Origin of the sequence: Aeromonas molluscorum (assembly GCF_051376105.1) — a bacterium.
GTDB classification, from domain to species: Bacteria; Pseudomonadota; Gammaproteobacteria; order Enterobacterales; family Aeromonadaceae; genus Aeromonas; species Aeromonas molluscorum.
The window spans coordinates 1,261,929-1,287,868 of sequence record NZ_JBPQCY010000001.1; the positions used below are offsets into that span (position 1 = coordinate 1,261,929).

Genomic DNA, 25,940 nt, shown 5'->3' on the forward strand with positions numbered 1-25,940 from the left:
GATTCTGGCTAGTATCAGCCCGCGCCCCCGCTTACTCTGCCCCTAACAAACGCGAGGGAGGGCCCATTGCCCCCCTCCCTCTTCTTCTCTTTCCGGGACCATATCGTTCTGCCGCACTGCTACAGGAGCCGCGCCATGGCCAGTTCAGAACCAGCGAAGAGTGCTGCACCCGCCAGTGCCACCATTCAGTGTGCGCCCGCTGGTGTTTCCAGCATGGCGCAGGCCGAGGCCCACGAACAAGTCCGCATCGGCCTGAGCCGTGCTGAGTGTCTCGAGGCGCGCCTGGCGCACGATGCGCGCTTCGATGGCCGCTTCTTCACCGGGGTGCTGTCGACCGGTATCTATTGCCGTCCCATCTGTCCGGCGCGCGCGCCGCTGGAGCGCAACGTGCGTTACTTTCAGAGCGCAGCAAACGCGGAGCAGTTCGGGCTAAGGCCCTGCTTGCGTTGTCGCCCCGAGCTTGCCCCCGGGACGCAGCGCGCCCTGCCGGATCTGTTGGCGCGCGCGCTCAGGGCAATAGATCGCGGCGTGCTCGCCGAACAATCCCTCGCACAGCTGGCCAGCGCACTCGGCGTCACCGAGCGCACGCTGCGCCGTCAGTTCGAACAGCATCTTGGCGCCGCGCCCAAGCAGATAGAGCAGACTCGCCGTCTGCTGCTCGCCAAGCGCCTGCTTGCCGATACCCGCCTGCCGATCACCGAGATCGCATTCGCAGCTGGTTTTACGAGCATTCGCCGCTTCAATGATGCCTGGCAGCATGCCTATGGCATGGCGCCGCGCACACAGCGGGCCGAGTCATCCCTCGTATCCCCGCGCACGGGAGAGACCGCCTTGATGCTGCGCCTTGCCTACAGGCCCCCTTATGATGTGCAAGCCATGCTGGCATTTTATCGACTGCGCGCCATCCCGGGGCTGGAGCGTGCCGGGGCCGATTATTACGAGCGGCGCCACAGGATTCAGGGCAGTGATGGGTGGATCCGCGTCGAACCAGGCCAGGGCCATACGCTGAACGTGACGCTGAGCGGTGTGGCGCCGCGCGCCCTGCCGGACATCTTGCACAGGGTGCGCCGCATGTGGGATCTGGATGCAGACCTGGAGCAGATAAGCGCACATTTGATGCAGGATCCGCTATTGGCAAGCCTTGCGGCGCACAGCCCTGGCGTGCGGCTGCCCGCTGGCTGGAGTGATTATGAGGTGCTGCTGCGCGCCATCGTCGGCCAGCAGGTGTCGGTCAAGGGGGCCATTACCATCATGGGGCGGCTGGTTGCACGCACCGAACTGCAATTTGGCGAGGCGGCACTGCCGACCCCGGCACAATTATGCGAACTGGATCTCGATGGCATCGGCATGCCCGGCAGCCGCATCCGCACGCTGCAAGGAGTGGCCGCCGCCATGACAAGTGGCGCGCTGGTGCTGGAGGGGGATTGTGATGACGCCTTGCTCGCCATCCCCGGCATAGGCCCCTGGACGCTCGCTTACTGGCGCCTGCGCACCGGTCGCGATACGAATGCGTTTCCCGCCTCGGATCTCGTGTTGCAAAAGGCGCTCGGCGCCGGACAAAAACTGCCGGTTCCCGAGGTGGAGACGCGCAGTCATCCCTGGTATCCCTGGCGCGCTTATGCCGCCAGCTGGCTATGGCACGCCATGAGCGCCGCCCCTGAACTGCTTGGCATAAATCGCAAGCCGAGGCCGAGACAGCCCAAGACAGGCCTGATCGGTACGCCGCCCACTGACAATCCGGAGACAACATCATGATCCGTTACGACCTGCTGACCACAGATTGCGGTCCCTTGCTCATCGCCATCAATGAGCAAGGCTTGTGCCATGTGGATTTTCTGGAGGGCGAGCGCCCCTTGCCCATACAAGATGAGTGGCAGCGAGACGCCGCAGCCCTGGCGCCCTACCTTGCCGAATTTCGCGAGTATTTTGCCGGGGAGCGTCAAGGCTTCACCCTGCCGCTCGCGGCCAAAGGAACCGAGTTCCAGCAAGCTGTGTGGCAGGCGCTGTGCGACATTCCCTATGGTGAAACCTGCAGTTATGGGGAGATAGCGCGCCGCATCGGCAGGCCCAAGGCGGTGCGCGCCGTGGGCGCCGCCAACGGCCGCAATCCGCTCTCCATCATAGTGCCCTGCCACAGGGTGATCGGCCAAAATGGCAGTCTGACCGGCTATGCGGGGGGATTGGCGATCAAGCAAGCGCTGCTCAAGCTGGAGGGGATTGATTGTTAACGCATTGAAGCATCCCCCCTCTGGCTCCGACCTCGTTGCACAGACAAGAGCCTGGGAGATCGTCAATGACGGATGGCCCCGTGCCGAACTATCGCCGGTGGATAGCCGCCCGAGGTTTCTCAGACTCTCTTCTTCTTGCTGGCTCCTCTTGCGCCAGCGGCGGCCCGCGCCAGCAGACGCCGAAAGGTGGGGCACGCCATATGGCTGGGTGCCGAGCAGATGGCGGCATGTCGAAGACCATCGCGCATCGCCGCCAACTTTTGGATTGTGTCATCAAGCTCCTGCGCCTTGGCTGACAACCGCGCTCTGTCTATCTCAAGCCACCTGTTTTCCCCCAGCATCTGGCCTATTTCATCCAGTGAGAAACCCGCCGTTTGCCCCAGGGCGATGAGTGCCAACCGCTCCAGCACGCCCTCATGAAACTGTCGCCGTATCCCCTGCCTGCCGACGGAATGGATCAGCCCCCTCTCCTCGTAGAACCGCAGCGTCGAGGCTGGTATGCCGGCGCGTTTCACCACATCAGAAATGTCCACCGATCCCCCTTGACCTCAAGTCGACTTGAGGTTGTACGCTATCCCCAGTTGCCAATCTAAACAAGCAAAGGAGAAGGCTATGAACAATCTGCTGGCAGTGGTGTGCCTTGGGGTCGGCGCAACGGCCGTGATGGATCTGTGGGGTGTGGTGCGAAGACCCTTGCTCGGCATCCCTCCCCCCAACTACGGAATGCTGGGACGCTGGCTTGCCCACATGAGACATGGACAGTTTCGGCACGACGCCATAGCGGCATCCCCTGCCATGCCCGGGGAAAGGATCATTGGATGGACGCTGCATTATCTGACAGGTATCGCCTTCGCCGCCCTGCTGATTGGCATCTGGGGGGGATCCTGGACCCAGACTCCCACTCTGGGCCCGGCACTGATCATTGGCATTGGTACCGTCGTGGCGCCCTTCCTGCTCATGCAGCCGGGCATGGGCGCTGGCATCGCCGCCTCCCGCACAACGCACCCGACCTCTGCCCGGATCCAGAGTTTCATCACCCATGGGGTGTTCGGTCTTGGCTTGTATGCATCAGGCTGGGCGATAAAGCTGCTTCAGTGGGCATGAGCCTCAACAGAGGGTCAGAGCACCACTTTCAGCGCCAGCCCCAGCAGCACCAAGCCACTCACCTTGTCGATGACGGATGATTTGGCCTTGAGCCAGGCCAGCACCGGGCCACGGGAGAGCAGCAGCGCCACCAGCACATACCAGATTGCATCTATGCCCCCTGCAGTCAGCATCATGATGCTCCCTTCGCGCCAACCGGTGTCGGCGTGGACGAACTGACTGAACAGCGCCAGGAAAAAGATGGCGAGCTGGGGGTTGAGGAAGGCAACCATAAACCCCTCAAAGGCGCCCTGACGTCCCCGACTCTGATGCTCGTCGGCTTCGATGCCAGTGACCTGGGGCTTGGCAAGCAGCGCCTTGATACCGAGCCAGGCGAGGAAGGCGGCGCCGCCGTAGCGAATGAGGTCAAACAGCAGCGGGGTTTGGGTAATGAGGATGGCGAGGCCGAGCGCCGTGATCAGCGCATAGATACCAACGCCCAGGCCATGTCCGAGCGCTGTTGCCACCCCATGCCGCTGACCGCCTTGTACCGTATTGCGGATGATCAATGCCAGACTGGGTCCCGGGCTGATCGCGCCCATCACGCAGATGGCGGCAAGGGCCAGCCAGCTTGTTAATTCCATATCAGTGACTCCGAAATCTCATAGTGCCAACCAAGGTAGCGTCATGCTCACCATGCCAGTAGTGAAAGTTATGAATAGAACCCATAACCGATGGCTATAGCGGATCGAGTCGCACCAGTTCAATACCTAGCAGATTGCAGGCCCCAACCGGAAAATGCTCTTAGGGTCAATGTCAGGCGCGGCTGGCCCTCATGGTACGCTGCAGATGATCTTTCAGGAAAGGAAACGCCAGTTCACGAAACCAGCGATGTGCAGGGTCCTGATGGTGACGCTGGTGCCACATCAAATGGTACTGCTGGGAGTTTGTCTGAAATGGCAGTGAGACAAAACAGAGTTCATGTCGCTGGCTCAACTGCCAGGCGATATGTGCCGGGGTCGTCATCAGGCAGTCGGTGCGCAGTAACACCTCAAGGGCTGCCTGGAAAAAGGGCACCCGCGCAAACCAGCGCCGTGCCAACCCCAGCGGGGCCAGCACTTGCTCCACCGGGCTGTCTTTATCGCCGCCGCCACTTACCTGCAAGTGGGGCCAGGTCAGGTAATGATCCAGACTGAGCGCCTGCCCGGCGAGAGGGTGATGGCGCCCCATCAGCACCACCAGTTTGTCCTCTCCCTGATGCAGCCCCCGGATCTGATCCGGCACCAGATCCGTGATGGTGGAGACAAGATCCAGTTCGGATCGCCATAGTTCTGGCAACTGACGCTTGTCCCACAGGCTGTACTCCAGCGCCGCTCCCGGCGCCTGCCGGGCCAGTTCGGCACAAATATCCGGCAAGATGTACTGGGCCACATAGTCAGAGGAGGCAAGCTTGAACACCCGCTCACAGCCGCCGGGGGCAAAGGTGGGGGACGCATAGAGCCGTTCGATCCCGGCCAGCGACTCTCCCAGCACGGCGGCAAGGGCCTCGGCTCTTGGGGTCAGCAGCCAGCGTTGTCCTTCCCTCACCAGCAACTCATCGCCAAACTCCTCCCTGAGCTGACCCAGCTGCTTGCTGATAGCCGGCTGGCTGAGATGCAAAAGCTCTGCCGCCCGGCTGAGATTGCGGGTTGCCAGCAGCACTTTCAGGGTGGGTAGCAGATTCAGATTGGGGTTCATATTTGATGTCACGCGCGCACTCCTTGTCGGCACCGTCCATCTTAATCCAGAGCGCCATCATTCCCTAACCAAAGCGAAAATAACCAACTATCTCAATCACCTGCAACCAGTTAGAAACCCACAATACAACCCGAAACCCTCCTTGCCCCCAATGCCCCTCAAGATGACCACTGGATGACAGATCCCGGCCATTACGCCATAATTGCGCCACTTTTCGCCTCATGCTTCGCCCGATTTCGGGCCCTCAGACAAGTGGTCACACCATGAATTACGCCAATATCACAGGTTGGGGCAAATGCCTGCCCCCCGCCGTGCTGAGCAATGACGATCTCTGCACCATCATGGAAACATCGGATGAGTGGATCCACTCCCGCACCGGCATCAAGTCCCGCCGAGTTTCCCATGTCAGTACCTCAACCCTCGCCACCCTGGCCGCTCGTCGCGCCCTGGCCTGTGCCGGTCTCGATGCCGACCAGCTCGATGGCATCATTCTCGCTACCGCGACCCCGGGAACGCTAGTTCCGAACTGCGCCTCTGCGGTGCAGCAAGCCCTGGGTGCCCTCAATGCGGCCGTATTTGACCTCAATGCCGCCTGCACCGGTTTTGTCTATGCCCTCTCGGTTGCCACCGCCCTGGTGCAAACCGGCATGATGAAGAAGGTATTGGTGATAGGCGCCGAGCGGCTGACCACCCTGCTGGACTGGGCTAAGCGCGATACCGCCGTGTTGTTTGGTGATGGCGCCGGTGCCGTGGTCGTCGAGGCCTGCGCGCAGCAATCTGGACTTGTCGCCAACAAACTGGGTTGTGATGGCGAGGCGCGCGAGATACTGCACATCCCGAATTTTGGCACCGATCGCATCCGTTTTGCCGATATTGATGGCTTGTTCACCTTCAACTTCGAAGGTCAGGAGATCTTCAAGCGCGCGGTACGTGGCATGGGTGAAGCGATCGGCGCCGTGCTGGCCCAAGCCAATATCAGCCCGGAGCAGGTCGATCTCATGGTGCCCCATCAAGCCAATATTCGCATCATAGAGACCCTCGCCAAGCGTATGAATGCCCCCATGGACAAGGTGATGATCAACATCGAAAACTATGGCAACACCTCGGCCGCCACTGTGCCCATCGCCCTGTGTGAAGCGCTGGAGCAGGGCCGGGTTGCCCCCAATAGCTGGCTGCTCACCGCCGCCTTCGGCGCGGGTCTGACCTGGGGCGCCGCTCTCATCAAGTGGGGGGATAGGGTCACCCCGATTAACCACTGTGATGCCGAGCTGCCACCTTGCAACCAGACGGGCCTCGAACTCATTGCCGATGCCGTCGCAGGTTGCCAGCAGGCCGAGCGCCCACAAGTACCTGCCCCATAACGCCACTGCCTCCCCACGAGGGTCAGCCGCAGGCTGCCAGCAAACCCGTCACAAGCTCCATAAGAGGATGGCCCACTGCCATCCTCTGCCTTGCCCCTCCCCGATTTATCGCCCTGCTCCCACTTTATCTTGCTGATCCCTTGCCTTTTTTCTTTTTGAGCTACCATTACTGAGTAAGTGGTTATTAATGACTTTTCCTTGCGCTACCCAGCCCTTGAATAAGTTCAGATTACCCCCAGTGTTCACGGATGAGCTCACGTATGGCAAAACAAAACGCTATCTTCCCCGGTCCAGCGCCCCTCTTCTGGCTGCTCGCCATGGCAGTCATCAACGGGATCCTGCTCTGCATACTGACCCAGGGGTTACCCTATCCCTATCTGGCCCTCAACCTGGCGTTGGCGCTGATCCTTGGTATCTGGCTCCACCATTACCAGGCCAGAACACTGTTGCCTGACCCTGAGAACCTGTCCCCTGTGGTCGTCCCTGCCCTGGCTGGACTGGAGCAGGTCTGCGAACAGGCGGTTCCCATCTGGACCAAACAAATCGAGAGCTCCCGCCAGCAGAGTGAGGGTGCCATGATCAGCCTCACCGAACGCTTTGTCGGTATCTCCACCAAGCTGGAAGAGGCGGTCGCCGCCTCCCACCACGCCGCCGGGGATCTTGCCGGTGAAAACTCGCAAGGCATGGCCGCCGTGCTGACCGAGAGTCAGCAACAGCTCAACGCCGTGCTGGCCAGCATGCACAGGGCCCAGCAGAACAGGGACGACATGCTGGCGGAGATCAAGGGACTCACCGCCTACACCCAGGAGCTCAATACCATGGCGCTGGATGTGGCCAAGATCGCATCCCAAACCAATCTGCTCGCCCTCAACGCGGCCATAGAAGCGGCCCGCGCTGGCGAGGCGGGGCGCGGCTTTGCCGTGGTGGCCGGCGAGGTACGCACCCTGTCGCACTTGTCGAGTGAAACGGCCAAAAAGATGTCGGGCAAGGTCGACACCATCAATACCGGCATTGGCCAGGTACTCCAGATAGCCGAGTCGGCGGCGACCAAGGATCACGAGTCTGTTGCGAACTCGGAGCACGCCATCGAGCAGGTGCTGGCCAGCTTTCGCAGTGCAACCACCAGCCTTGCCGAGTCTGCCGCCCTCTTGCAGCACGAGAGCGGCGGCATCCATGCCGAGATATCGGACGTCATCGTTTCACTCCAGTTCCAGGACAGGGTCAGCCAGATCCTGAGCCATGTTCGCCAGAATATGGAGAGCCTCTCTGATCATCTCATTGCCGCGAAACATGCCCCCGTCCATGAGCGGCTCGCCATCGATGCCGAGCGTTGGTTGTCGGACATGGAACTCTCCTATGCCACCGACGAACAGCGCAATATCCACCATGGCAAGCACGTCGCCGCACAGAAAACAGATACCGACATCACCTTTTTTTAGGAGCTAAGCATGGGAAAAACCATCTTGATCGTGGATGACTCGGCCACCATTCGTCAGGTTGTCGGCATGACCCTCAAAACTGCCGGTTACGATGTCATCGATGCCTGTGATGGCCGGGATGCCTTGCGCAAGCTCGATGGCAAGAAGATCAACCTCATCATCAGTGACGTCAATATGCCCAATATGGACGGGATCAGCTTCGTCAGGGAGGCCAAGAAGCTGGCCAGCTACAAATTCACGCCCATCATCATGCTGACCACCGAATCCCAGGACAGCAAGAAGCAGGAAGGGCAGGCCGCCGGTGCCAAGGCCTGGGTCGTCAAGCCGTTCCAGCCTGAGCAGATGTTGGCCGCCGTCGCCAAACTCATCATGCCTTAATCGGGAGTGCCTATGCCGCTACACGCCGAACGAGTGTCAGACAAGATCACCATGAAACTGGAGGGGGAAATGACCATCTACCACGCCAGCGAACTGAAGGAGCAGATGAGCGAATGGCTGGAGCAGCCACAGGAGATAGAGATGGATCTGTCCGGTGTCAGCGAGATAGACAGCGCCGGCTTGCAGTTGCTGATCGCAGCCAAGCAAGCGTCCCAAGCCAAGGGACGCAACCTGCATCTGCTGTTTCACAGCCAGGCCGTGCTGGATGCCATAGAGCTGTGCAATCTCTCCGGCTTCTTCGGCGATCCTACACTGCTGCGCTATACCCTCAGCGACTAGACGACAAGGAGCCCGAGCATGGATCTGGATCAGGCGCTACAAACCTACCTTGTCGAGGCACGGGAGTTGCTGGAGGAGATGGAGTCTTCCCTGCTTCGCCTGGAGTCGACCCCGGAGGATGACGAACTCATCGGCGCCGTATTCCGGGCCGCCCACACCATCAAAGGCTCGGCTGGCCTGTTCGGGCTGGCTCCCATCATAGGTTTCACCCATATCGTCGAGGACATACTCGATCAGGTGCGCAATCACCGGCTCGCCATCTCGGCTGAGCTGATCAAGCTGCTGCTGGAGAGCTGCGATCACATCAATCTGCTGGTCAATATCGTGGTCGAACAAGGGGATAATCCGGGGCCGGCCGAGCTTGCCCAGGATGGAATGCTACGTGAGCGTCTGCAGATTTATCAGCAAGGTGATACGGAGTCACTGGTCAGGCTGCCCTGTAGCCAGACCAGCCCCGTCGAACGTCAAGACCCGGGGCCGCAAGCCATGACCGAGCTCTGGCACATCTCGCTGCGGTTCGGTCGCGAAGTGTTTAAAAATGGCATGGAGCCCACCTCTTTTCTGCGCTACCTCGCCACGCTGGGGGAGATAGTCGCGATAGAGACCATCACCGCGGCTCTGCCCGACTGGCAAGCACTTGATCCCGAGAACTGCTACCTCGGCTACGAAATCGACTTCGACTCGACGGCCAGCAAGGAGAGCATCAGCGAGGTGTTCGAATTCGTGCGCGACGACTGCCAGATCCTGATCCTCCCCCCCCACAGCAAGCTAGCAGAGTACCTGGCGCTAATTGAGGCGCTGCCGGAAGAGAACGAGATGCTGGGCCAGTTGCTGGTCAAGACAGGGGCCCTCACTCAGGCCGAGCTGGAGGCGGCCCTGCACCTGCAACATCTCCATGCGCAGGCTCCCCATGCCCGACTCGGCGAGATACTGATTTCCCAAGGCGCCGTGGACGAAGCGGTAGTCGATGCCGCCCTCAAGAAGCAGAACCAAGGCAAGGAGCAGAAGAACAAGGAACAGCGCTTCGTACGGGTGCACGCAGACAAGCTGGATGACCTCATCAACCTGGTCGGCGAGCTGGTGGTGGCAAGCTCTGGCGCCAATTTGCTGGCCCAGCGCCTGCGCGATAGCCAGCTGCTGGAGGCAACCTCTGTCATCGCCATGCTGGTCGAGGAGATCCGCGACGGCGCCCTGCACCTGCGCATGGTGCCCATCGGCGAGACCTTCAACCGCTTCCAGCGCGTCGTACGGGACGTGAGTCAGGAGCTTGGCAAAGACATCACACTGCGCATCTCGGGGGCCGATACCGAACTCGACAAATCGGTGGTAGAGAAGATTGGCGATCCCTTGATGCATCTGGTGCGCAATGCCATGGATCACGGCATCGAATCGGCCGAGCGCCGCCAGCAGGCCGGCAAGCCGAGCCAAGGCACTCTCACCCTCAATGCCTTCCATGACTCGGGCAGCATAGTGCTGGAGATCCAGGATGATGGGGCAGGACTCGACAAGGAGAGGATCCTCAAGAAAGCCCTGGAGCGCGACATCATTGCGCCAGGGCAACAACTCAGCGAACAGGATATCTACCAGCTCATCTTCGAGCCGGGTTTTTCCACCGCCGAGGCAGTCACCAATCTGTCCGGGCGGGGTGTGGGCATGGATGTGGTCAAACGCAATATCCAGGCACTGCGTGGCAGCGTCGAGCTGCATAGCGAAACCGGCAAGGGCACCCTGGTTCGGATCCGCCTGCCTCTGACCCTGGCCATCATCGACGGCTTCCTGGTGCGGGTCGGCAGCGCCCACTACGTCATCCCCCTGGACATGGTGATCGAGTGTGTCGAACTGACCGAGGATGCACTGCAAGACACCCTGGGACGCGATTACATCAACCTGCGGGGCGAAGTACTGCCTTTTGTTCGCCTGCAACACTATTTCGATATCCAGAGCCAGCCGGGACGGCGGGAGAACATAGTGGTGGTGAGCCATGGCGGACAAAAATCCGGACTGGTGGTGGACGAGTTGCTGGGCGAGCTGCAAACCGTCATCAAGCCGCTCGGCAAGCTGTTCAACCATCTGCGCGGCATCAGTGGCTCCTCCATTCTCGGCGGAGGCGACATCGCCCTGATCCTGGATATTCCGGCCCTGGTGCAATCAGCCATCCAGCGGGAATTGCATCAACTGGGCCATCAAGTCATGGGGCACACCCTGTCCCCATCAAGCATCAACTGAGTAGGAGCGAGCCATGTTCAAGGATGCCACCATCAAGACCCGCCTTTTTCTGCTGCTCGGTGCGCTTTGCACACTGCTATTGCTGCTGAGCAGCCTGGGTCTGTACGGCATGCACCACGGCAACCAGGGACTGCTACGGGTCTATCAGGACAGGGTGGTGCCCCTCAAACAACTCAAGGAGATATCGGATCTCTACGCCGTCGCCATCATTGACAACGTCAACAAGGCAAATGCGGGTCTCATCAGCGCCGAGGTGGCACTCAAAGAGCTCAAGGATGCCCAGCAGCAGATTGAACAAGTGTGGCAAAGCTATCAGGCAACCAGTCTCACCGAAGATGAACAGCGGTTATCAACCCAGGCCATTGGTCTGTTCGAGGCGGCAAACCGGGACCTCAATTTGCTCACTCACCGCCTGGCTACCCAGCATGGCTTGGTAACAGGCACGCTGGATGAATTCGATGGCCGCCTCTATGAGACCATAGACCCCATCAGCACCAAGGTGACCGAACTGGTCAATCTGCAGCTCGAGGTTGCCAAAACTGAGTTCGAACGGGCTCAATCCGCTTATCGCAGTCTGCTGCCCACCGTGATCGTTGGCATCGTCTTGGGGTTGATGGCGGCCATCTGGTTTGGCCTGCGCCTCATTCGCAGCATCACAGGCCCCATCAATCAGGCGCTAAAAGCCGCGCGTCAGTTGGCCGAGGGGGATCTGGACGTCAAGCTGGAGATCCACTCTCGCGACGAGGCGGGGCAACTGCTGGAGGCCATGCAATACATGGTCGACAAGCTCGGAGCCCTCATCAATGACATAGAACAGCAAGTGAGTGCCGCCGTCGAACAGGGCGACTTCAGCTACCGCATCAGCCTGGAACAACGCCAGGGATATGTGAAACGACTGAGCGAACTGCTCAACCGCCTCTCCGAGGTGACGGATACCAGCCTGGGAGATGTGATGCGCATCGCGACCGCCCTGGCCAAGGGAGACCTGACCCAGCGCATAGAACAACCCTATCCCGGGGTGTTCGGCCGCACCAAGGATGGCCTCAACGCCACCATTACCGCACTGACCAGCATCATAGATGAGGTACGCAGCGCCACCGACAGCCTGAGCAATGCTTCCAATCAGGTGAGCGTCACGGCCCAGTCCCTGAGTCAGGCCACCAGCGAACAAGCCGCCAGCGTCGAGCAAACCAGCGCGGCTGTCGAACAGATGAGTGCCAGCATCAACCAGAATACGGACAACGCTCGCCAGACCGATGCCATGGCCGGTCAGTCGGCCCGGGAGGCGGGAGAAGGTGGCGCCTCAGTGCAGCAAACCGTGAGCGCCATGCAACAGATAGCGCGCAAGGTGAGCATCATAGATGACATCGCCTACCAGACGAACCTGCTGGCTCTCAACGCAGCCATCGAAGCGGCCAGAGCGGGCGAACATGGCAAAGGCTTTGCCGTGGTAGCCGCCGAGGTGCGCAAGCTGGCCGAACGCAGCCAGGTCGCGGCCCAGGAGATTGGCGAGTTGTCGAGCAGCAGCGTGGAACAGGCCGAGCTGGCTGGCGAGCTGCTGGTTCGAATTGTTCCCTCCATCCGCAAGACCTCGGATCTGGTGCAGGAGATCAGCGCAGCCTCCGGCGAACAGGCGGGCGCAGTGACCCAGATAAGCCAGGCGATGAACCAACTCAATCAGGTGACCCAGCAGAATGCCGCCAGCAGTGAAGAACTGGCCGCCACCGCGGAGGAGATGAGTAGCCAGGCCGGTGATCTGCAACAGACCATGGAATTCTTCACCTTGGCCAGCTCCCCCACCCGCAGCATGGGTGCCAGTCAGGTCAGGGCAAAAACTGCCCAACCCCGTGGCCACTTTCTGACCCCCCCGAGCGCACCGGCCGGCCATAAGGGCCCGGTTGATGACGCCGACTTTATCCGTTTCTGACCGGAGGCCCCATGAATCCATCCACAGCACTGACCTTCGCCTCCTCCCAGCTATCCTCAGTAGCGGAGGGGGATGCCCAGTACCTCACCTTTGTCATCAATGACGAAATGTTTGCCATCAACATCCTGGGGGTCAAGGAGATCATCGAATACGGCAACATCACCCCTATCCCTCTGATGCCCGAGTTCATTCGGGGTGTCATCAATCTGCGTGGCGCCGTCGTGTCCGTCGTCGATCTCAATGCCCGCTTCGGCAATATCGCCTCGACCATCACCCGCCGCAGTTGCATCGTCATCATAGAGACCTTGAGCCAGGAGGGAGAGCATCAGGGGGAGACCCAGGATATCGGTGTGGTGGTGGACGCCGTTTCCGAGGTGCTCACCATACCCCGCAACGAGATAGAGCCTCCCCCCAGCTTCGGCGCCAAGATCCGCTCCGACTTCATCAGCGGCATGGGCAAGGTCAATGGCAAATTCGTCATCTTGCTCAATACCCAAAAAGTGCTCTCTATCGACGAGATGGCGCAGCTGCACGATATATCCCATCGCCCGGATGCGGCCATTGCCGTGACCCAATAGTAAAAGACCCGATTTCCATCACCTGAGTGTCAGCACAAGGATAAGGCTCATGACTCAATCATTTTTCGGCAAGCTGTTTGGCAACAACGACGATCATGCCCAGCTGTTGTCCCAGTTAACCCATGCCCTGGGCGAGGCCAGGGCCATCAATCTGGCCGCAGCCAGCGGCCAGTTCGAACAATCCCTGCCCCTCGCCGGACTTGGCGGCCCCTTGCTTGAGCTCTGCCAGGAGTTCAATTTCCTGCTCGAACGCCTCGGCCAGACGGTGCGCAACAACTTGGCCGATGCCCTGGCCAGCCAGCAGCTTCATACCGAAAATTTCCGGGTACGCAAAGCCCTCGACGGGGCCACCACCAATCTGATGATCGCCGACACAGACCTCAACATCATCTACATGAACGAGGCGATCAAGGAGATGCTCGGCCTGGCCGAGAGCGACATCAAGCAGGAGCTGACCGCCTTTGATGTCAAGCAGCTCATGGGCAAGAACATCGACAGCTTCCACAAGAACCCATCCCACCAGCGAGCCATGCTGGCCAAGCTCGACAAAACCTATCGAACCCAGATAACCCTGGGCGGTCGCATCTTCTCCCTCATCGCCAGTCCCGTAGTCAACAATGAAGGCGAGCGGCTCGGCACTGTGGTGGAGTGGAGCGATCTCACCAAAGAGGTCGCCATCGAGAACGAGATCAAGGCCGCCAACGCGGCAGCCAAACGGGCATCCGAAGAGAGCCTGAGGGTGAAGAAGGCGCTGGACTGCGCCACCACCAACGTGATGATCGCCGACAACAACCTCGACATCATCTATATGAACGAGGCGGTCGGCACCATGCTGCTCGACGCCGAACCGGACATCAAGACCGATCTCCCTCACTTCAATGCCAGCCAGTTGATGGGTAAAAACATCGACAGCTTCCACAAAAACCCATCCCACCAGCGCACCATGCTGGCCAAACTCGCCAGTACCCACCGCGCTCAGATACTGCTTGGCGGACGCACCTTCGCCCTGGTCGCCAACCCGGTGTTCAGCGATGCCGGTGAGCGGCTCGGCACTGTGGTGGAGTGGAACGATCGCACCAAGGAGGTCGCCATTGAACAGGAGGTCAAGGCCGCCAATGCGGCTGCCAAGCTGGCTTCCGATGAGAGCATGAGGGTCAAGAAGGCACTGGACTGCGCCACCACCAACGTCATGATCGCCGACAACGACCTCGACATCATCTACATGAATGAGTCGGTCAAAGTCATGCTGGCCGAAGCCGAGCGCGATATCAGAACAGAGTTGCCCCACTTCAATACCAGCCAGCTGATGGGCAGCAACATAGATACCTTCCACAAGAACCCCAGCCACCAGCGCGGCATGCTGGCCAAGTTGGCCAATACCTATCGCACCCAGATCCAGCTCGGCGGGCGCACCTTCTCCCTGGTCGCCAACCCTGTGTTCAGCGATGCGGGCGAGCGGCTCGGTTCCGTGGTTGAGTGGGACGATCGCACCAAGGAGGTCGCAGTCGAACGGGAGGTATCCGAAATCGTGCAAGCCGTGATAGATGGTGAGCTGAGCAAACGCATGGCCCTCGGTGACAAGGCTGGCTTCTTCAAGAATCTGGGCGAGGGCATCAACAAGATTGCCGAGGTGATAGACACCAGTCTCAAGGACGTGATCCGGGTGGTTCAGGCCCTGGCCGAAGGGGATCTGACCCAAAAGGTAGAGGCAAACTATCCCGGGGTCTTTGGCACCACCAAGGATGCCCTGAATCAGACCATCACGGCCCTCACCACCATAGTCACAGAGGTGCGCAGCGCCTCGGACAATCTATCCAGTGCCTCAGAGCAGGTCAGTGCCACCGCCCAGAGCATCAGCCAGTCGAGCAGTGAACAGGCCTCGAGCATGGAGGAGACCAGCGCCTCCATCGAGCAGATGAGCGCCAGCATCAACCAGAATACCGAGAACGCCCAGGTCACGGACGGCATGGCAAGCAAGGCAGCCAAGGAGGCGATAGAAGGAGGCGGTGCGGTCAAGCAGACGGTGGATGCCATGAAGCAGATAGCCAAACGCATCAGCATCATAGATGACATCGCCTACCAGACGAACCTGCTGGCACTCAACGCGGCCATAGAGGCAGCCCGTGCTGGCGATCATGGCAAGGGATTTGCCGTGGTGGCGGCCGAGGTACGCAAACTGGCCGAACGCAGCCAGGTCGCGGCTCAGGAGATTGGCGAGCTGGCCTCCAGCAGCGTCGACATGGCAGAGCGAGCGGGTGAATTGCTCGATCAGATAGTGCCCTCCATCAACCGAACCTCGGATCTGGTGCAGGAGATCAGTGCCGCCTCGGCGGAACAATCCACCGGGGTCAGCCAGATCAACAAAGCCATGAGCCAGCTCAGCCAGGTGACCCAGCAGAATGCCTCCAGTAGTGAAGAGCTGGCCGCCACCGCGGAGGAGATGAGCGGCCAGGCCGAACAGCTGCAACAATCCATGGGCTTCTTCACCTTGGCACAGCACAAGACGATGGCCGAACTCAAGGTCGCGCCCCACAAAGGAAACGGCCGTGGCCGCTTCCTCAATCAAGAGGGATCGCCCCAAGATATCTTTGCCGCTCACGGCAAAGGCCAGAGCGAGGGAGATTTTGTGCGCTTCTGATGCGCAGTTGAGCCAAGAGGACGGGGAGCCAAGGCTTCCCGTTCGCCCCGGCCGGCTACCAGATACACCACACAAGGAAAGCACACTTGTTGGAACATGCCACCCTGAGCGATCAGGAATTCAGTCAATTTCAGCGCTGGCTGCATCAGGCCGCCGGCATCGATCTCTCCCCTGCCAAGAAGACGCTGGTCAGCAGTCGGCTGGCCAAACGGCTTTCCCATTACCAGCTGCCAAGTTTTGGGGATTACTTTCACCTTATCATGCACGACTCTGCCAAGCTGGAGCTGCAACTGGCCCTGGACTTGCTGACCACCAATGAGACCTACTTCTTTCGCGAACCCAAACATTTCGAGTTCCTGAGCCAGCAGATAGTGCCCAACTTCCCGCGCGAGCGTGCGCTGCGGATCTGGAGTGCGGCCAGCTCCTCCGGTGAAGAGGCTTACAGCCTCGCCATGATCCTGGCAGAGCACCGCGCCGCAGCCCCTTGGGAGATCATCGCCTCTGATATCAGCTCCCGGGTACTGACCCAGGCCAAGGCAGGCCTCTATGCCATAGAGCGTGCCCATAACATACCGACCGCCTACCTGATGAAGTACTGCCTCAAGGGCATAGGTCAGCAAGAGGGAACCTTTCTCATCGACCGCAAGATCAAGGAGCGAGTGCATTTTAGCCAAATCAATCTTAACAAGCCGCTGCCGGATCTCGGCCTGTTCGACCTTATCTTCATCCGCAACGTGATGATCTACTTCAACCGGGAGACCAAAGAGCAAGTACTCGCCCGCCTGCTTCCCCTGTTGCGCCAGGGAGGCTATCTCATCATCAGCCACGCCGAGAGTCTGCATGGCCTCCAGACTGGTCTGCAGCTGCTCTCCCCTTCTATCTATCGCAAAGCCTGAATCCCATGACAGAGATCCTATTGCAACCCGGCGAGGCACTGTTTAGCCAGGAGGCCATGGTGATGCGCACCCAGCTCGGCTCCTGCGTCAGCCTGACCCTCTGGCACCCACGCCACCACTGGGGTGGCATGTGCCACTTCATGCTGCCGAGTCGACGTCATCGCGAGCGGCAGATGGCAGTGCAGCTGCCTGACTCGCTCAATGGAAAGTATGCGGATGAGGCTCTGGCCATCTTGCTGCAAGGGGTTGCCAAAGCGGGGGCAGCCCCGCGGGAATATGTGGTCAAGCTGTTTGGCGGCGGCAACATGTTTCCCCAGCTGGGGGAACGTCATACCCAGGATATCGCCAGTCAGAATGTGGCGGCAGCCTGGGCTCTGGTCAGGGCTCAAGGCCTGGATGTGAGTGCCCACGACCTGGGCGGCACAGGCCACAGGGCGCTTGTCTTCGACCTCAATACCGGTCATGTCTGGGTCAGACACAGCCCGCTGATACAGGAACCGGGCCAAGTCGATGAGCACCGCCGCACAGGCCAATAGGGCCACAACAGTGCTGAGCCTGCGGAAGCCGCCCCGCTAGCGGCCGCGTTATGCGAACGAGGAGAGATAGATGAAGCAGATCACCGTCATGCTGGTCGATGATTCCGCCGTGGTCAGGCAGGTATTGCAGAGCGTGCTGGAACGTGAACCCGACATCAGTGTCATCGCTACCGCCTCGGATCCCCTGTTTGCCATGGAAAAGCTCAAACGAGCCTGGCCTGACGTGATAGTGCTCGATGTGGAGATGCCGCGCATGGACGGCATCACCTTTTTGCAGAAGATAATGAGCGAGCGGCCGACCCCGGTCGTTATCTGCTCCTCCCTCACCGCGCGGGGCGCCGAGACCACCTTGCAGGCCATGGCGGCCGGTGCGGTCGACATCATTACCAAGCCAACCATAGGCCTCAAAGACTTTCTGCAAGAATCCGCCCACGACCTCGCCATGGCGGTACGGGGCGCGGCCATGGCCAATGTCAAACAGCTGTGCAAGGCACCACTGGCCGTGCCCGCCAAGATCAGCGTCGATGCCTGGCTGCCCGCCAGCGGTCAGGCCATGGCCCAGACGACGGAGCGGATTGTCGCCATCGGCACCTCCACCGGCGGCACCCAGGCCCTGGAGCTGGTCCTCACCGCCTTGCCCAGGGTCAGTCCAGGCATCGTCATCGTTCAGCACATGCCGGAGAAATTCACAGCCTCCTTCGCCGAACGGCTCAACGGCCTGTGCCAGATAGAAGTGCGTGAGGCCAGACACAATGACAGGGTGATCCCGGGTCTGGCCCTGATAGCACCGGGTGGCAAGCACATGCTGCTCAAGCGCAGCGGGGCCTACTACCATGTGGACGTCATGGATGGCCCGCTGATCAACCGTCATCGCCCTTCGGTCGATGTGCTGTTTCGCTCCGTTGCCAAATACGCGGGCAAGAATGCCACCGGTATCATCATGACCGGCATGGGGGATGATGGTGCCCGTGGTCTCAAGGAGATGCAAGAGGCGGGCGCCATGACCTATGCCCAGGATGAAGCCTCCTGCGTGGTATTTGGCATGCCCAAGGAGGCGATCAAGCTCGGTGCCGCCCGCCACATAGTCCCCCTCGATCAGATCCACCACATCATTGCCAAATGAGAGACCCCGCTGCGGTAAACCGGCAGCGGGGTCTGATGAGGTGTCATCGATGATGGTCGTGCTAGCCCGTCGGCATGGCATCGAGCAGACTGAACAACCTGTCTATCTCGGTATGGGTGTTGTAGTGCATGCAGCCGATACGCAGTACCCCTCCTTCACCGACCCCAAGAGCCGCAATCAATCCCAGGGCATAGAAGTGGCCCGCCCAACTGCATACTTGATGCTCCCCAAGGTAGACCGCCATCTGGGCCGGGGTGTGCCGCAGCGAGGTGAGGGCGAAGGTGGGGGTACGCCCCGCCGTGCCCTGGATGCCATGCAGGGTGAGCCAAGGACGCTCCGCCAGCTTGGCCAGCAGGTGCGCGCTCAGCAGCTGCTCATGGGCATGACTGCGGGCGAAACCGATATCGAGCCGCTCCTCCAGGGAAGCCTCGTCTGCCGCAAGACCAGAGAGAGAGGCCAGATAGGCGATGGTCGCCTCCAACCCGGCCAGGGCCTCCCAGCTCTGGGTGCCCGTCTCCCACTTGTAGGGAGAGACGTTCTTGGCTGGCTCCACCTTGTAGGGGGTCAGCCGTTCCAGATGCGTCAGTTTGCCATAGAGGATCCCCAGGTGCGGACCGAAGAACTTGTAAGCTGAGCAGCCCAGGAAGTCGCAATCCCAGGCCTGCACATCGATGCGCTCATGAGGGGCAAAGTGAACTGCATCCACATAGAGCAGGGCACCGACGCCATGCACCGCATCGGCGATGGCGGGAATGTCCACCAGGGTGCCCGTGGTATTGGAAGCGGCTGTCACTGCCACCAGCCGGGTGCGCGGGCCAAGCAAGCTGAGCAAATGCTCCATGTCGAGACCACCGCTGGCGGCATCGACCCGCACCTGATGGACGATGGCACCGCGATCCGCCGCCGCCTGTTGCCAGCTGGATACATTGGAGTAGTGATCCAGCGCGCTGACGACTATCTCATCCCCCGCCTGCCATTCCCGCGCCAAGGCACGGCTGAAAGCGAAGGTGAGGCTAGTGAAATTGGCACCAAATACAATCTCCTGCCAGTGCTCGGCACCGAGCAAGGTGGCCGCAGCCTGACGAGCACGCAGCGCCTGCTGCTCCGTCTCCCGGCCAGAAAAGAAGGGGCCGCCCAGATTCGCATTGAAACGGCCCAGATAATCCGTCATTGCCCCCAAGACGCTCTGGGGGACCTGGGCGCCCCCCGGGCCGTCGAAGAAGAGTGGGGATTTTCCATCAATCAACTGATTGAGGGCAGGAAACTGGCCGCGCAGAACGGCAACATCGAGAGGCTGCATAGGATCACATTCCATGTTAACAGTTAGATAACATGGCGAGATTAAGATCGGACAGCAGCAAAGTCCACACCCAAACAAATCCGCCATCACATTTACAGAACAAAGGCGGCAATCCAGCATAAAACACTGGCAGCATGGCGGCGCCACCTATGATGACAGGGCGACAAACCAGCCTTCCGGCTTGGTTAGCTGTCTTATTTTTGTTCTGAACCCTATGAAAAGATTGAATTTTGAACGGTCAATGTCAAAAAATGAGCGACTCGCATATTTTTCTACATTGATTGCAAATTTGGGGTTCACAAAGCCGTGGGATCTGTTAGTATGCGCCTCGCACTTGAGGAGGGGTTCCCGAGTGGCCAAAGGGATCAGACTGTAAATCTGACGGCTCTGCCTTCGAAGGTTCGAATCCTTCTCCCTCCACCATTCAAGTGTGATGAGTTAGTAAAATCAGGAAATACCCCGTGGAGGGGTTCCCGAGTGGCCAAAGGGATCAGACTGTAAATCTGACGGCTCTGCCTTCGAAGGTTCGAATCCTTCTCCCTCCACCATCTTCCTGAATAGAGTGGCTTTTATACCCCTGTGGAGGGGTTCCCGAGTGGCCAAAGGGATCAGACTGTAAATCTGACGGCTCTGCCTTCGAAGGTTCGAATCCTTCTCCCTCCACCATCATTCAAGAAAACCCGGCCTAGCGCCGGGTTTTCGCTTTCTCCCCTGTCAGATCTGACAATTGTTCATTGTCTAACCCCATAGGATAGTGAGCCCTGCTCTTCGTCAGGGATGCACATCATGCTGGAAGTGTGGGATGAACAAGGTTATCACTCGGGCCTGAGCCTGGCGCAGTTGCAGATCCACATCAGTCGCTACAATGGCGAACTTATGGTGCGATATCGCAACCGCATCGGCCTGTCGAGTACCCTGTTTTTAACAGTGTATGACGGCCTGCCGTTGCAACGCTTCAAACAAGGCTGCCCTCCCCTGGATTGGCACTGGTTGAGTCAGGCTCTGCATCCTCACACATTGCCCATGCGCCCGGCCCCCCTGTTGACCCTGCCCCGGCAGTAACGCATCGCGGTTCACGGCCCAGCAACCGGGCAGACAACAAGATCCCCTCTCTCGCTGGTCTTGAATGTATCCAACCTGTCCCGGTGGCACACGCCTTGGCCTCGTTCCAGTCAAATTGCATGATGGCGTGGGGACGAGTACAATCTCGCACCCTTAATGGGATGTCATAGCCTTAACCATGTAGATGGGACAGCTGTGCCGTCATCCTTATTGCGATGCCACCCGGTGGCGTCGCCCTGATTTGCAATCAGACCAGCGAGAAAATCATGTTCAGACCAGAATTGCTCTCCCCCGCCGGGACCCTCAAGAATATGCGTTACGCCTTCGCCTATGGCGCCGACGCCGTCTATGCCGGCCAGCCGCGTTACAGCCTGCGGGTGCGTAACAACGAGTTCGACCACGACAACTTGCGCCTGGGCATCAACGAAGCCCATGCCCTCGGCAAGCAATTCTATGTGGTGGCCAACATCCAGCCTCATAACTCCAAGCTCAAGACCTTCGTGCGCGACATGCGCCCGGTGATCGAGATGGGGCCGGACGCCATCATCATGTCAGACCCCGGTCTCATCATGATGATGCGTGAAGCCTTCCCGCACATGCCTATCCACCTGTCGGTACAGGCCAATGCGGTCAACTGGGCCACAGTGAAGTTCTGGCATCAGATGGGCCTGACTCGCGTCATCCTCTCCCGCGAACTCTCCTTGGACGAGATCGAAGAGATCCGCATGCACGTCCCGGAAATGGAGCTCGAAGTCTTCGTCCATGGTGCCCTGTGCATGGCCTACTCCGGCCGCTGCCTGCTCTCTGGCTACATCAACAAGCGCGACCCCAACCAGGGTACCTGCACCAACTCCTGCCGCTGGGACTACAAGGTTCACGAGGGCAAGGAGGATGACGTAGGCCAGATAGTTCACCGTCAGGAGCCCATTGCGGTGCGCCCGGACAACACCCTGGGTCTGGGCAAACCGAGCGATGCGCTGGTCTTGCTGGAAGAGGCCAATCGCCCCGGTGAGTACATGACGGCGTTCGAGGACGAGCACGGCACCTACATCATGAACTCCAAGGACCTGCGCGCCGTCGAGCACGTCGAACGCCTGACCAAGATGGGCGTGCACTCCCTGAAAATCGAAGGCCGCACCAAATCCTTCTACTACTGCGCCCGTACCGCCCAGGTCTATCGCAAGGCCATCGACGATGCGGTCGCCGGTCGTCCGTTCGACGCAACCCTGATGGGCACCCTTGAGAACCTGGCCCACCGTGGCTATACCGAAGGCTTCTTGCGCCGTCACAACCACAGCGAGTACCAGAACTACGACTATGGCTACTCCATCTCCGACACCCAGCAGTTCGTCGGCGAGATCACCGGTCGCAATGGCGACATGGTGGAAGTGGACGTGAAGAACAAATTCCTGGTCGGCAACAGCCTGGAGTTGATGACCCCGCAGGGCAACCTCAGCTTCAACCTGGAACAGATGCAAAACCGCAAGGGTGAGCTCGTCGACACGGCGCCGGGTAACGGCCACATCGTCTATGTGCCCGTTCCCCAGGAGATCGACATCAGCCACGGCATATTGCTGCGTAATCTGGGCGATCGTCAGGACAGCCGCAACCCCCATACGGCGGCCTGAGATGGCGCTGCTCATCACCGACAAGTGCATCAACTGTGACATGTGCGATCCCGAGTGTCCGAACCAGGCCATCAGCCTGGGTGAAGCCATCTACGAGATCAATCCAGACTTATGCACCGAATGCGTCGGTCACTATGAGAAGCCCACCTGCATCAGCGTCTGTCCCATCGACTGCATCATCTGGGATCCCCTGCGGGTGGAGAACGAAGCGCAGTTGATGGAGAAGTTTGTGAAGCTGCATCGCAGCTGACTTGCCAGAGATGGTCAAACAATGAGGCCGGGCTTATGCCCGGCCTCATTGCTATCCGCAGCCACGCTGGTCTGCCTCGCGGCAACCCCAGCCAATACGGCATCGCCATGCCGACGTGAACGGAGCGACCAGGGCCTCGACTCGAAACAGGGTGCCAGCGAATACAGGGGTCGGATAAGGTTAGCGTTTACTTACGCTTGTCATCAACCAGGGCGCGCAAGGCCCCATTGTGGATCTGCTCCTGCTGGAGTTTGGCCTGCGCCTCATCAAGCTTGGCCTGCTTCTTGGCGATCTTGTCAGGCTTGCCCTCCACCCGGGCACTCTGCAACTCGCTGAGCCGTTCATCTACCTTGGTTTTCAGCTCGACCAACTTGCGATCGCTCTCTTTGAGCAAAGCGCCATCGTCACAATAAGCCTCGACATTATTGAGTGCCTGCTGCAAACCAGCGACTTGGCGATCGTTGTCATGGGCCCGCGCCTCGCTCAGGGCAGAGACCAGGGCGTCACGCTTGGCAGCGCAACCCACCGCAGGAGCCGCCATCACAGGCCCCGCCAGCCAGAACCCCAATGCCAGCACGGCTATGCTCTTGTTCATTTTCCACCTCTCGTTCACCGTTGTTCCGTGAATGATGCTCATCCAACTTCAAGCACACTGCTCATTCACCACCTTTTAAATGGTGCTCATCTGACCTCAAGGTCACCTCGCAGGTCAAGACTGCACGAAAGTGGTGCGACAGGGTTTGCGCAACATCATGATGGGGACCATTGCTCCGATCTACAATGGGGCTTTGTCATCAGGAGTTTCCATGAGCCAACAGATACTGATCATCGCCAGCGGTGCCCCCTATGGCAGCGAGTCCCTGTTCAATGCCTTGCGCCTCGGCTTGGCACTGCAGGAAGAGGGGGCCAGCCTCAGGTTGTTTCTCTTATCCGATGCGGTGAGCGCCGCCATTGCCACTCAGGCCCCCGCCGAGGGTTATCACCTGCGCCAGGTGCTGGACATCTTGCTGGTACAGGGGGCGGAGGTGCGCCTGTGCCAGAGCTGCTGCGATGCCCGTGGCATTGGTGCCCTGCCTCTGATCGAAGGGATCCGCATCGACCACCTGCCGACCCTGGCTCAATGGACACTCGCTGCCGACAAGGTGCTGACCTTCTAGATCGCCAGGGGTAAGTCATCACTTACCCCTGAGCTTCCCTGCCTTGCCTCCTTGGTATTGCCCGTCCAAAAAACAATTCAACAATGACTAATCCATAATTATTTCGCTATGTGGTTTCATCCGCAACAACCCTTGACTTTCCCCCTGCCCGTACATAAAGCGCCCAACCTTTGAGGTCTTTTGAGGCCCGTGGGCCACTGGGGCCCATGCCCAGCAAAATGACTTCCTGGCCCTCGGTATCCGTCATTGATGCCAGGGCTTTACTGATAAGAACAATAAACCGGTCGCTTCAAGCGACCGTTTGGCTATTTCGGGATGAATAAGCAAAACAGCACTCCCTCGACCTTCCGTCGAGCCTTTTTCTGCCTACCGTTCCGGAACACTTATGTCATTGATGAACATGAATATCGGTAAGAAACTGAGCGTCGCCTTCGCGACCTTCGGTCTGATGATGGTCGCCATCGGCGGCTTCTCCTTGTTGCAATTTGATCGTATCAACAGCCGCTCCCTGGAGCTGACCGATGCCATCATTCCCAGCATCAATCGCGTCAATAACATGGGCCAGACGGTAGCCAACTTGCGTCGCTTCGAACTGAGCTACCTGCTGGTCGATGAGAACCCTGCCCGTCAGGCGGAGTACGGCAACCAGATGCGCAGCGAAATAAGCAAGATCACGGGACTGTTGGCGCAGTATGGCAAGACGCTGTTCGATGCCGAAGAGACACGCCGCTATCAGGCAGTGAGCGCCAACTGGCAGCGCTATCTGGCACTGCACGATGCCGTCATGGCACAACTGGCGCGAGGGGAACACGCCGCTGGTACGGAGCAGTTCCTGGCAGGCGCCCCAACCTATGTCGCGCTCCATGACGCCGTCGACCAGTTGATCGCTCAGAACCAATACTATGCCAAGCTCGGACGAGAGGAGTCCCAAAGCGCCTATGAGAGCGCCCGCACCAGCATCTTCATCACCCTCACCATCGGCATACTGCTGGTCATCGCCTTTGCCACTCTGCTGACCCGGCAGATCCGCGATCCTATCGTGTTGCTGGCCAAGCAGGCCAAGTTGATTGCCGGTGGGTATCTGGGCCGCGGAGAGCTGTGTGATTACATCGATGCCGGCAAACTCAACCGGGACGAGATTGGCGAGCTGGCCCTGTCGGTACGTCAGATGAAGGAGGGGCTCAGCGATCTGGTCAACGAGATCTCCACCTCAGTCACCCAGCTCAGTGCCTCGGTGGATGAAGTGAGCGCCATCTCGGAGCAATCAGCCCAGGGGATGCGCCAGCAGCAGGGCGAGATCACCCAAGTGGCGACCGCCATGAACCAGATGCAGAGCACAGTACTCGAGGTCTCCCGCAACACCACTGATGCCGCCAATGCCGCCCAGCATGCCTCCCAGGCATCCAGTGCCGGCCAGGCCGTGGTGCAGAGCGCCATCGGCAGCATCGAGGGCGTGGCGGGCAAGATAGACGAGGCGGGCCAGGTGGTGCAGCAGCTCGAGCAGGAGAGCGCCAACATCAGCCTGGTGCTGGATGTGATCCGCAACATTGCCGATCAGACCAACTTGCTGGCCCTCAACGCGGCCATCGAAGCGGCCCGCGCCGGTGACCAGGGCCGAGGCTTTGCCGTGGTCGCGGATGAGGTACGTACTCTGGCCAAGCGCACCCAGGACTCCACCGCCGAGATCCACAAGATGATAGAGAGCCTGCAGAGCCGCGCCGAACTGGCCGGTCAGGCCATGAACAGCAGCCATGCCCAGATGCAAACCAGCGTCGAGCTGGCACAGGATGCCGGCCAGAGCATCGCCAGGATCAATGAGGCGGTGACCCGGATAACCGACATGAACACTCAGATTGCCAGCGCCACCGAGCAGCAGAACTCGGTCACCGCCGAGCTCAACCGCAACATAGTGAACATCCACAATGTATCGGACGAGAATGCCCAGGGGGCCCAGCACACGGCCCAGGCCTGTACCGAGCTAAGCCAGCTGGCCAGCCACCTGCAGCAGCTGACCCGCCGCTTTACCTTGTAAGGCGCCGGAGAGAAAAGAGGCC

General features: G+C 59.7%; 24 protein-coding genes and 3 tRNA genes. 22 read left to right on the forward strand and 5 right to left on the reverse strand.

Annotation, left to right across the window (positions count from 1 at the left end):
• The first annotated feature begins 213 nt into the window (after window positions 1–213).
• Window positions 214–1,755 (forward strand): DNA-3-methyladenine glycosylase 2 family protein, encoded by a 1,542-nt coding sequence (locus ACSMDR_RS06005; RefSeq protein ID WP_436468207.1) that lies wholly within the window; start codon window positions 214–216, stop codon window positions 1,753–1,755.
• Complete coding sequence (locus tag ACSMDR_RS06010) at window positions 1,752–2,228, forward strand: methylated-DNA--[protein]-cysteine S-methyltransferase (RefSeq protein WP_005905521.1); 477 nt, start codon at window positions 1,752–1,754, stop codon at window positions 2,226–2,228. Before ACSMDR_RS06005 ends, ACSMDR_RS06010 begins: the two co-directional genes overlap by 4 nt.
• A 119-nt stretch (window positions 2,229–2,347) precedes the next feature.
• Here the strand turns inward: ACSMDR_RS06010 and ACSMDR_RS06015 are convergent, their stop codons facing one another.
• Entirely contained in the window at window positions 2,348–2,761 is a 414-nt protein-coding gene (locus ACSMDR_RS06015; RefSeq protein WP_436467612.1) for a helix-turn-helix domain-containing protein, read from the reverse strand.
• Between the two features lie 79 nt (window positions 2,762–2,840).
• On the opposite strand from ACSMDR_RS06015, the gene ACSMDR_RS06020 reads away from it, so the two are divergent.
• Window positions 2,841–3,332, forward strand: coding sequence for a DUF2938 domain-containing protein (locus ACSMDR_RS06020; RefSeq protein ID WP_436467613.1), 492 nt, complete (start codon window positions 2,841–2,843; stop codon window positions 3,330–3,332).
• Between the two features lie 14 nt (window positions 3,333–3,346).
• On the opposite strand, the gene ACSMDR_RS06025 is transcribed toward ACSMDR_RS06020, so the two are convergent.
• Both ACSMDR_RS06025 and ACSMDR_RS06030 read right to left on the reverse strand, forming a co-directional pair.
• On the reverse strand, window positions 3,347–3,955 hold the full coding sequence (locus tag ACSMDR_RS06025) for a LysE family translocator (RefSeq protein ID WP_005905530.1): 609 nt from the start codon (window positions 3,953–3,955) through the stop codon (window positions 3,347–3,349).
• Between the two features lie 172 nt (window positions 3,956–4,127).
• Window positions 4,128–5,048, reverse strand: coding sequence for a LysR family transcriptional regulator (locus ACSMDR_RS06030; RefSeq protein ID WP_436468208.1), 921 nt, complete (start codon window positions 5,046–5,048; stop codon window positions 4,128–4,130).
• A gap of 263 nt (window positions 5,049–5,311) precedes the next feature.
• Here ACSMDR_RS06030 and ACSMDR_RS06035 point away from each other — a divergent pair, with 263 nt between their 5' ends.
• The 11 genes from ACSMDR_RS06035 (at window position 5,312) to ACSMDR_RS06085 (ending at window position 18,489) form a co-directional block, all read left to right on the forward strand.
• The gene (locus ACSMDR_RS06035; RefSeq protein ID WP_436467614.1) at window positions 5,312–6,409 is read left to right on the forward strand and encodes a ketoacyl-ACP synthase III; all 1,098 of its coding nucleotides are present in this window, start codon (window positions 5,312–5,314) and stop codon (window positions 6,407–6,409) included.
• Between the two features lie 260 nt (window positions 6,410–6,669).
• Window positions 6,670–7,848, forward strand: coding sequence for a methyl-accepting chemotaxis protein (locus ACSMDR_RS06040; RefSeq protein ID WP_436467615.1), 1,179 nt, complete (start codon window positions 6,670–6,672; stop codon window positions 7,846–7,848).
• Between the two features lie 9 nt (window positions 7,849–7,857).
• Window positions 7,858–8,226 (forward strand): response regulator, encoded by a 369-nt coding sequence (locus tag ACSMDR_RS06045; RefSeq protein ID WP_005905534.1) that lies wholly within the window; start codon window positions 7,858–7,860, stop codon window positions 8,224–8,226.
• A 12-nt stretch (window positions 8,227–8,238) separates the two neighbouring features.
• Window positions 8,239–8,565 (forward strand): STAS domain-containing protein, encoded by a 327-nt coding sequence (locus ACSMDR_RS06050; RefSeq protein WP_436467616.1) that lies wholly within the window; start codon window positions 8,239–8,241, stop codon window positions 8,563–8,565.
• An 18-nt stretch (window positions 8,566–8,583) separates the two neighbouring features.
• Window positions 8,584–10,791: a chemotaxis protein CheA gene (locus ACSMDR_RS06055; RefSeq protein WP_436467617.1), complete on the forward strand. Its 2,208-nt coding sequence runs from the start codon at window positions 8,584–8,586 to the stop codon at window positions 10,789–10,791.
• Between the two features lie 13 nt (window positions 10,792–10,804).
• Window positions 10,805–12,718, forward strand: a complete 1,914-nt coding sequence (locus tag ACSMDR_RS06060; protein ID WP_436467618.1) for a HAMP domain-containing methyl-accepting chemotaxis protein — start codon at window positions 10,805–10,807, stop codon at window positions 12,716–12,718.
• A gap of 11 nt (window positions 12,719–12,729) precedes the next feature.
• Entirely contained in the window at window positions 12,730–13,296 is a 567-nt protein-coding gene (locus ACSMDR_RS06065) for a chemotaxis protein CheW (protein WP_436467619.1), read from the forward strand.
• A 49-nt stretch (window positions 13,297–13,345) separates the two neighbouring features.
• Window positions 13,346–15,934: a methyl-accepting chemotaxis protein gene (locus ACSMDR_RS06070; protein WP_436467620.1), complete on the forward strand. Its 2,589-nt coding sequence runs from the start codon at window positions 13,346–13,348 to the stop codon at window positions 15,932–15,934.
• A gap of 86 nt (window positions 15,935–16,020) precedes the next feature.
• The gene (locus ACSMDR_RS06075; RefSeq protein ID WP_436467621.1) at window positions 16,021–16,830 is read left to right on the forward strand and encodes a CheR family methyltransferase; all 810 of its coding nucleotides are present in this window, start codon (window positions 16,021–16,023) and stop codon (window positions 16,828–16,830) included.
• A gap of 5 nt (window positions 16,831–16,835) precedes the next feature.
• Window positions 16,836–17,366: a chemotaxis protein CheD gene (locus ACSMDR_RS06080; protein ID WP_436467622.1), complete on the forward strand. Its 531-nt coding sequence runs from the start codon at window positions 16,836–16,838 to the stop codon at window positions 17,364–17,366.
• 70 nt (window positions 17,367–17,436) lie between these two features.
• A complete protein-coding gene (locus ACSMDR_RS06085) occupies window positions 17,437–18,489 on the forward strand; it encodes a protein-glutamate methylesterase/protein-glutamine glutaminase (protein ID WP_436467623.1) in 1,053 nt (350 codons plus the stop codon).
• A 61-nt stretch (window positions 18,490–18,550) separates the two neighbouring features.
• Here ACSMDR_RS06085 and ACSMDR_RS06090 read toward each other — a convergent pair whose 3' ends face one another.
• Entirely contained in the window at window positions 18,551–19,789 is a 1,239-nt protein-coding gene (locus ACSMDR_RS06090) for a cysteine desulfurase-like protein (protein WP_436467624.1), read from the reverse strand.
• A gap of 338 nt (window positions 19,790–20,127) precedes the next feature.
• Here ACSMDR_RS06090 and ACSMDR_RS06095 point away from each other — a divergent pair.
• From ACSMDR_RS06095 to ACSMDR_RS06120, 6 genes are all read left to right on the forward strand, one after another.
• Window positions 20,128–20,212 (forward strand) — tRNA-Tyr (locus tag ACSMDR_RS06095).
• Window positions 20,213–20,252: 40 nt separating this feature from the next.
• Window positions 20,253–20,337: transfer RNA gene (locus ACSMDR_RS06100), tRNA-Tyr, on the forward strand.
• A 33-nt stretch (window positions 20,338–20,370) separates the two neighbouring features.
• A tRNA-Tyr gene (locus ACSMDR_RS06105) sits at window positions 20,371–20,455 on the forward strand.
• A 120-nt stretch (window positions 20,456–20,575) separates the two neighbouring features.
• Entirely contained in the window at window positions 20,576–20,851 is a 276-nt protein-coding gene (locus ACSMDR_RS06110; RefSeq protein ID WP_436467625.1) for a hypothetical protein, read from the forward strand.
• A gap of 266 nt (window positions 20,852–21,117) precedes the next feature.
• Entirely contained in the window at window positions 21,118–22,479 is a 1,362-nt protein-coding gene (gene trhP / locus ACSMDR_RS06115) for a prephenate-dependent tRNA uridine(34) hydroxylase TrhP (RefSeq protein ID WP_436467626.1), read from the forward strand.
• 1 nt (window position 22,480) lies between these two features.
• The gene (locus tag ACSMDR_RS06120) at window positions 22,481–22,729 is read left to right on the forward strand and encodes a YfhL family 4Fe-4S dicluster ferredoxin (protein WP_436467627.1); all 249 of its coding nucleotides are present in this window, start codon (window positions 22,481–22,483) and stop codon (window positions 22,727–22,729) included.
• A gap of 187 nt (window positions 22,730–22,916) precedes the next feature.
• Here ACSMDR_RS06120 and ACSMDR_RS06125 read toward each other — a convergent pair whose 3' ends face one another.
• A complete protein-coding gene (locus ACSMDR_RS06125) occupies window positions 22,917–23,324 on the reverse strand; it encodes a DUF1090 domain-containing protein (protein ID WP_436467628.1) in 408 nt (135 codons plus the stop codon).
• Between the two features lie 211 nt (window positions 23,325–23,535).
• Between ACSMDR_RS06125 and ACSMDR_RS06130 the strand changes: the two genes are divergently transcribed.
• Both ACSMDR_RS06130 and ACSMDR_RS06135 read left to right on the forward strand, forming a co-directional pair.
• The gene (locus ACSMDR_RS06130) at window positions 23,536–23,886 is read left to right on the forward strand and encodes a DsrE/DsrF/TusD sulfur relay family protein (RefSeq protein WP_436467629.1); all 351 of its coding nucleotides are present in this window, start codon (window positions 23,536–23,538) and stop codon (window positions 23,884–23,886) included.
• A gap of 385 nt (window positions 23,887–24,271) precedes the next feature.
• Complete coding sequence (locus ACSMDR_RS06135) at window positions 24,272–25,918, forward strand: methyl-accepting chemotaxis protein (protein ID WP_436467630.1); 1,647 nt, start codon at window positions 24,272–24,274, stop codon at window positions 25,916–25,918.
• Window positions 25,919–25,940: the final 22 nt, after the last annotated feature.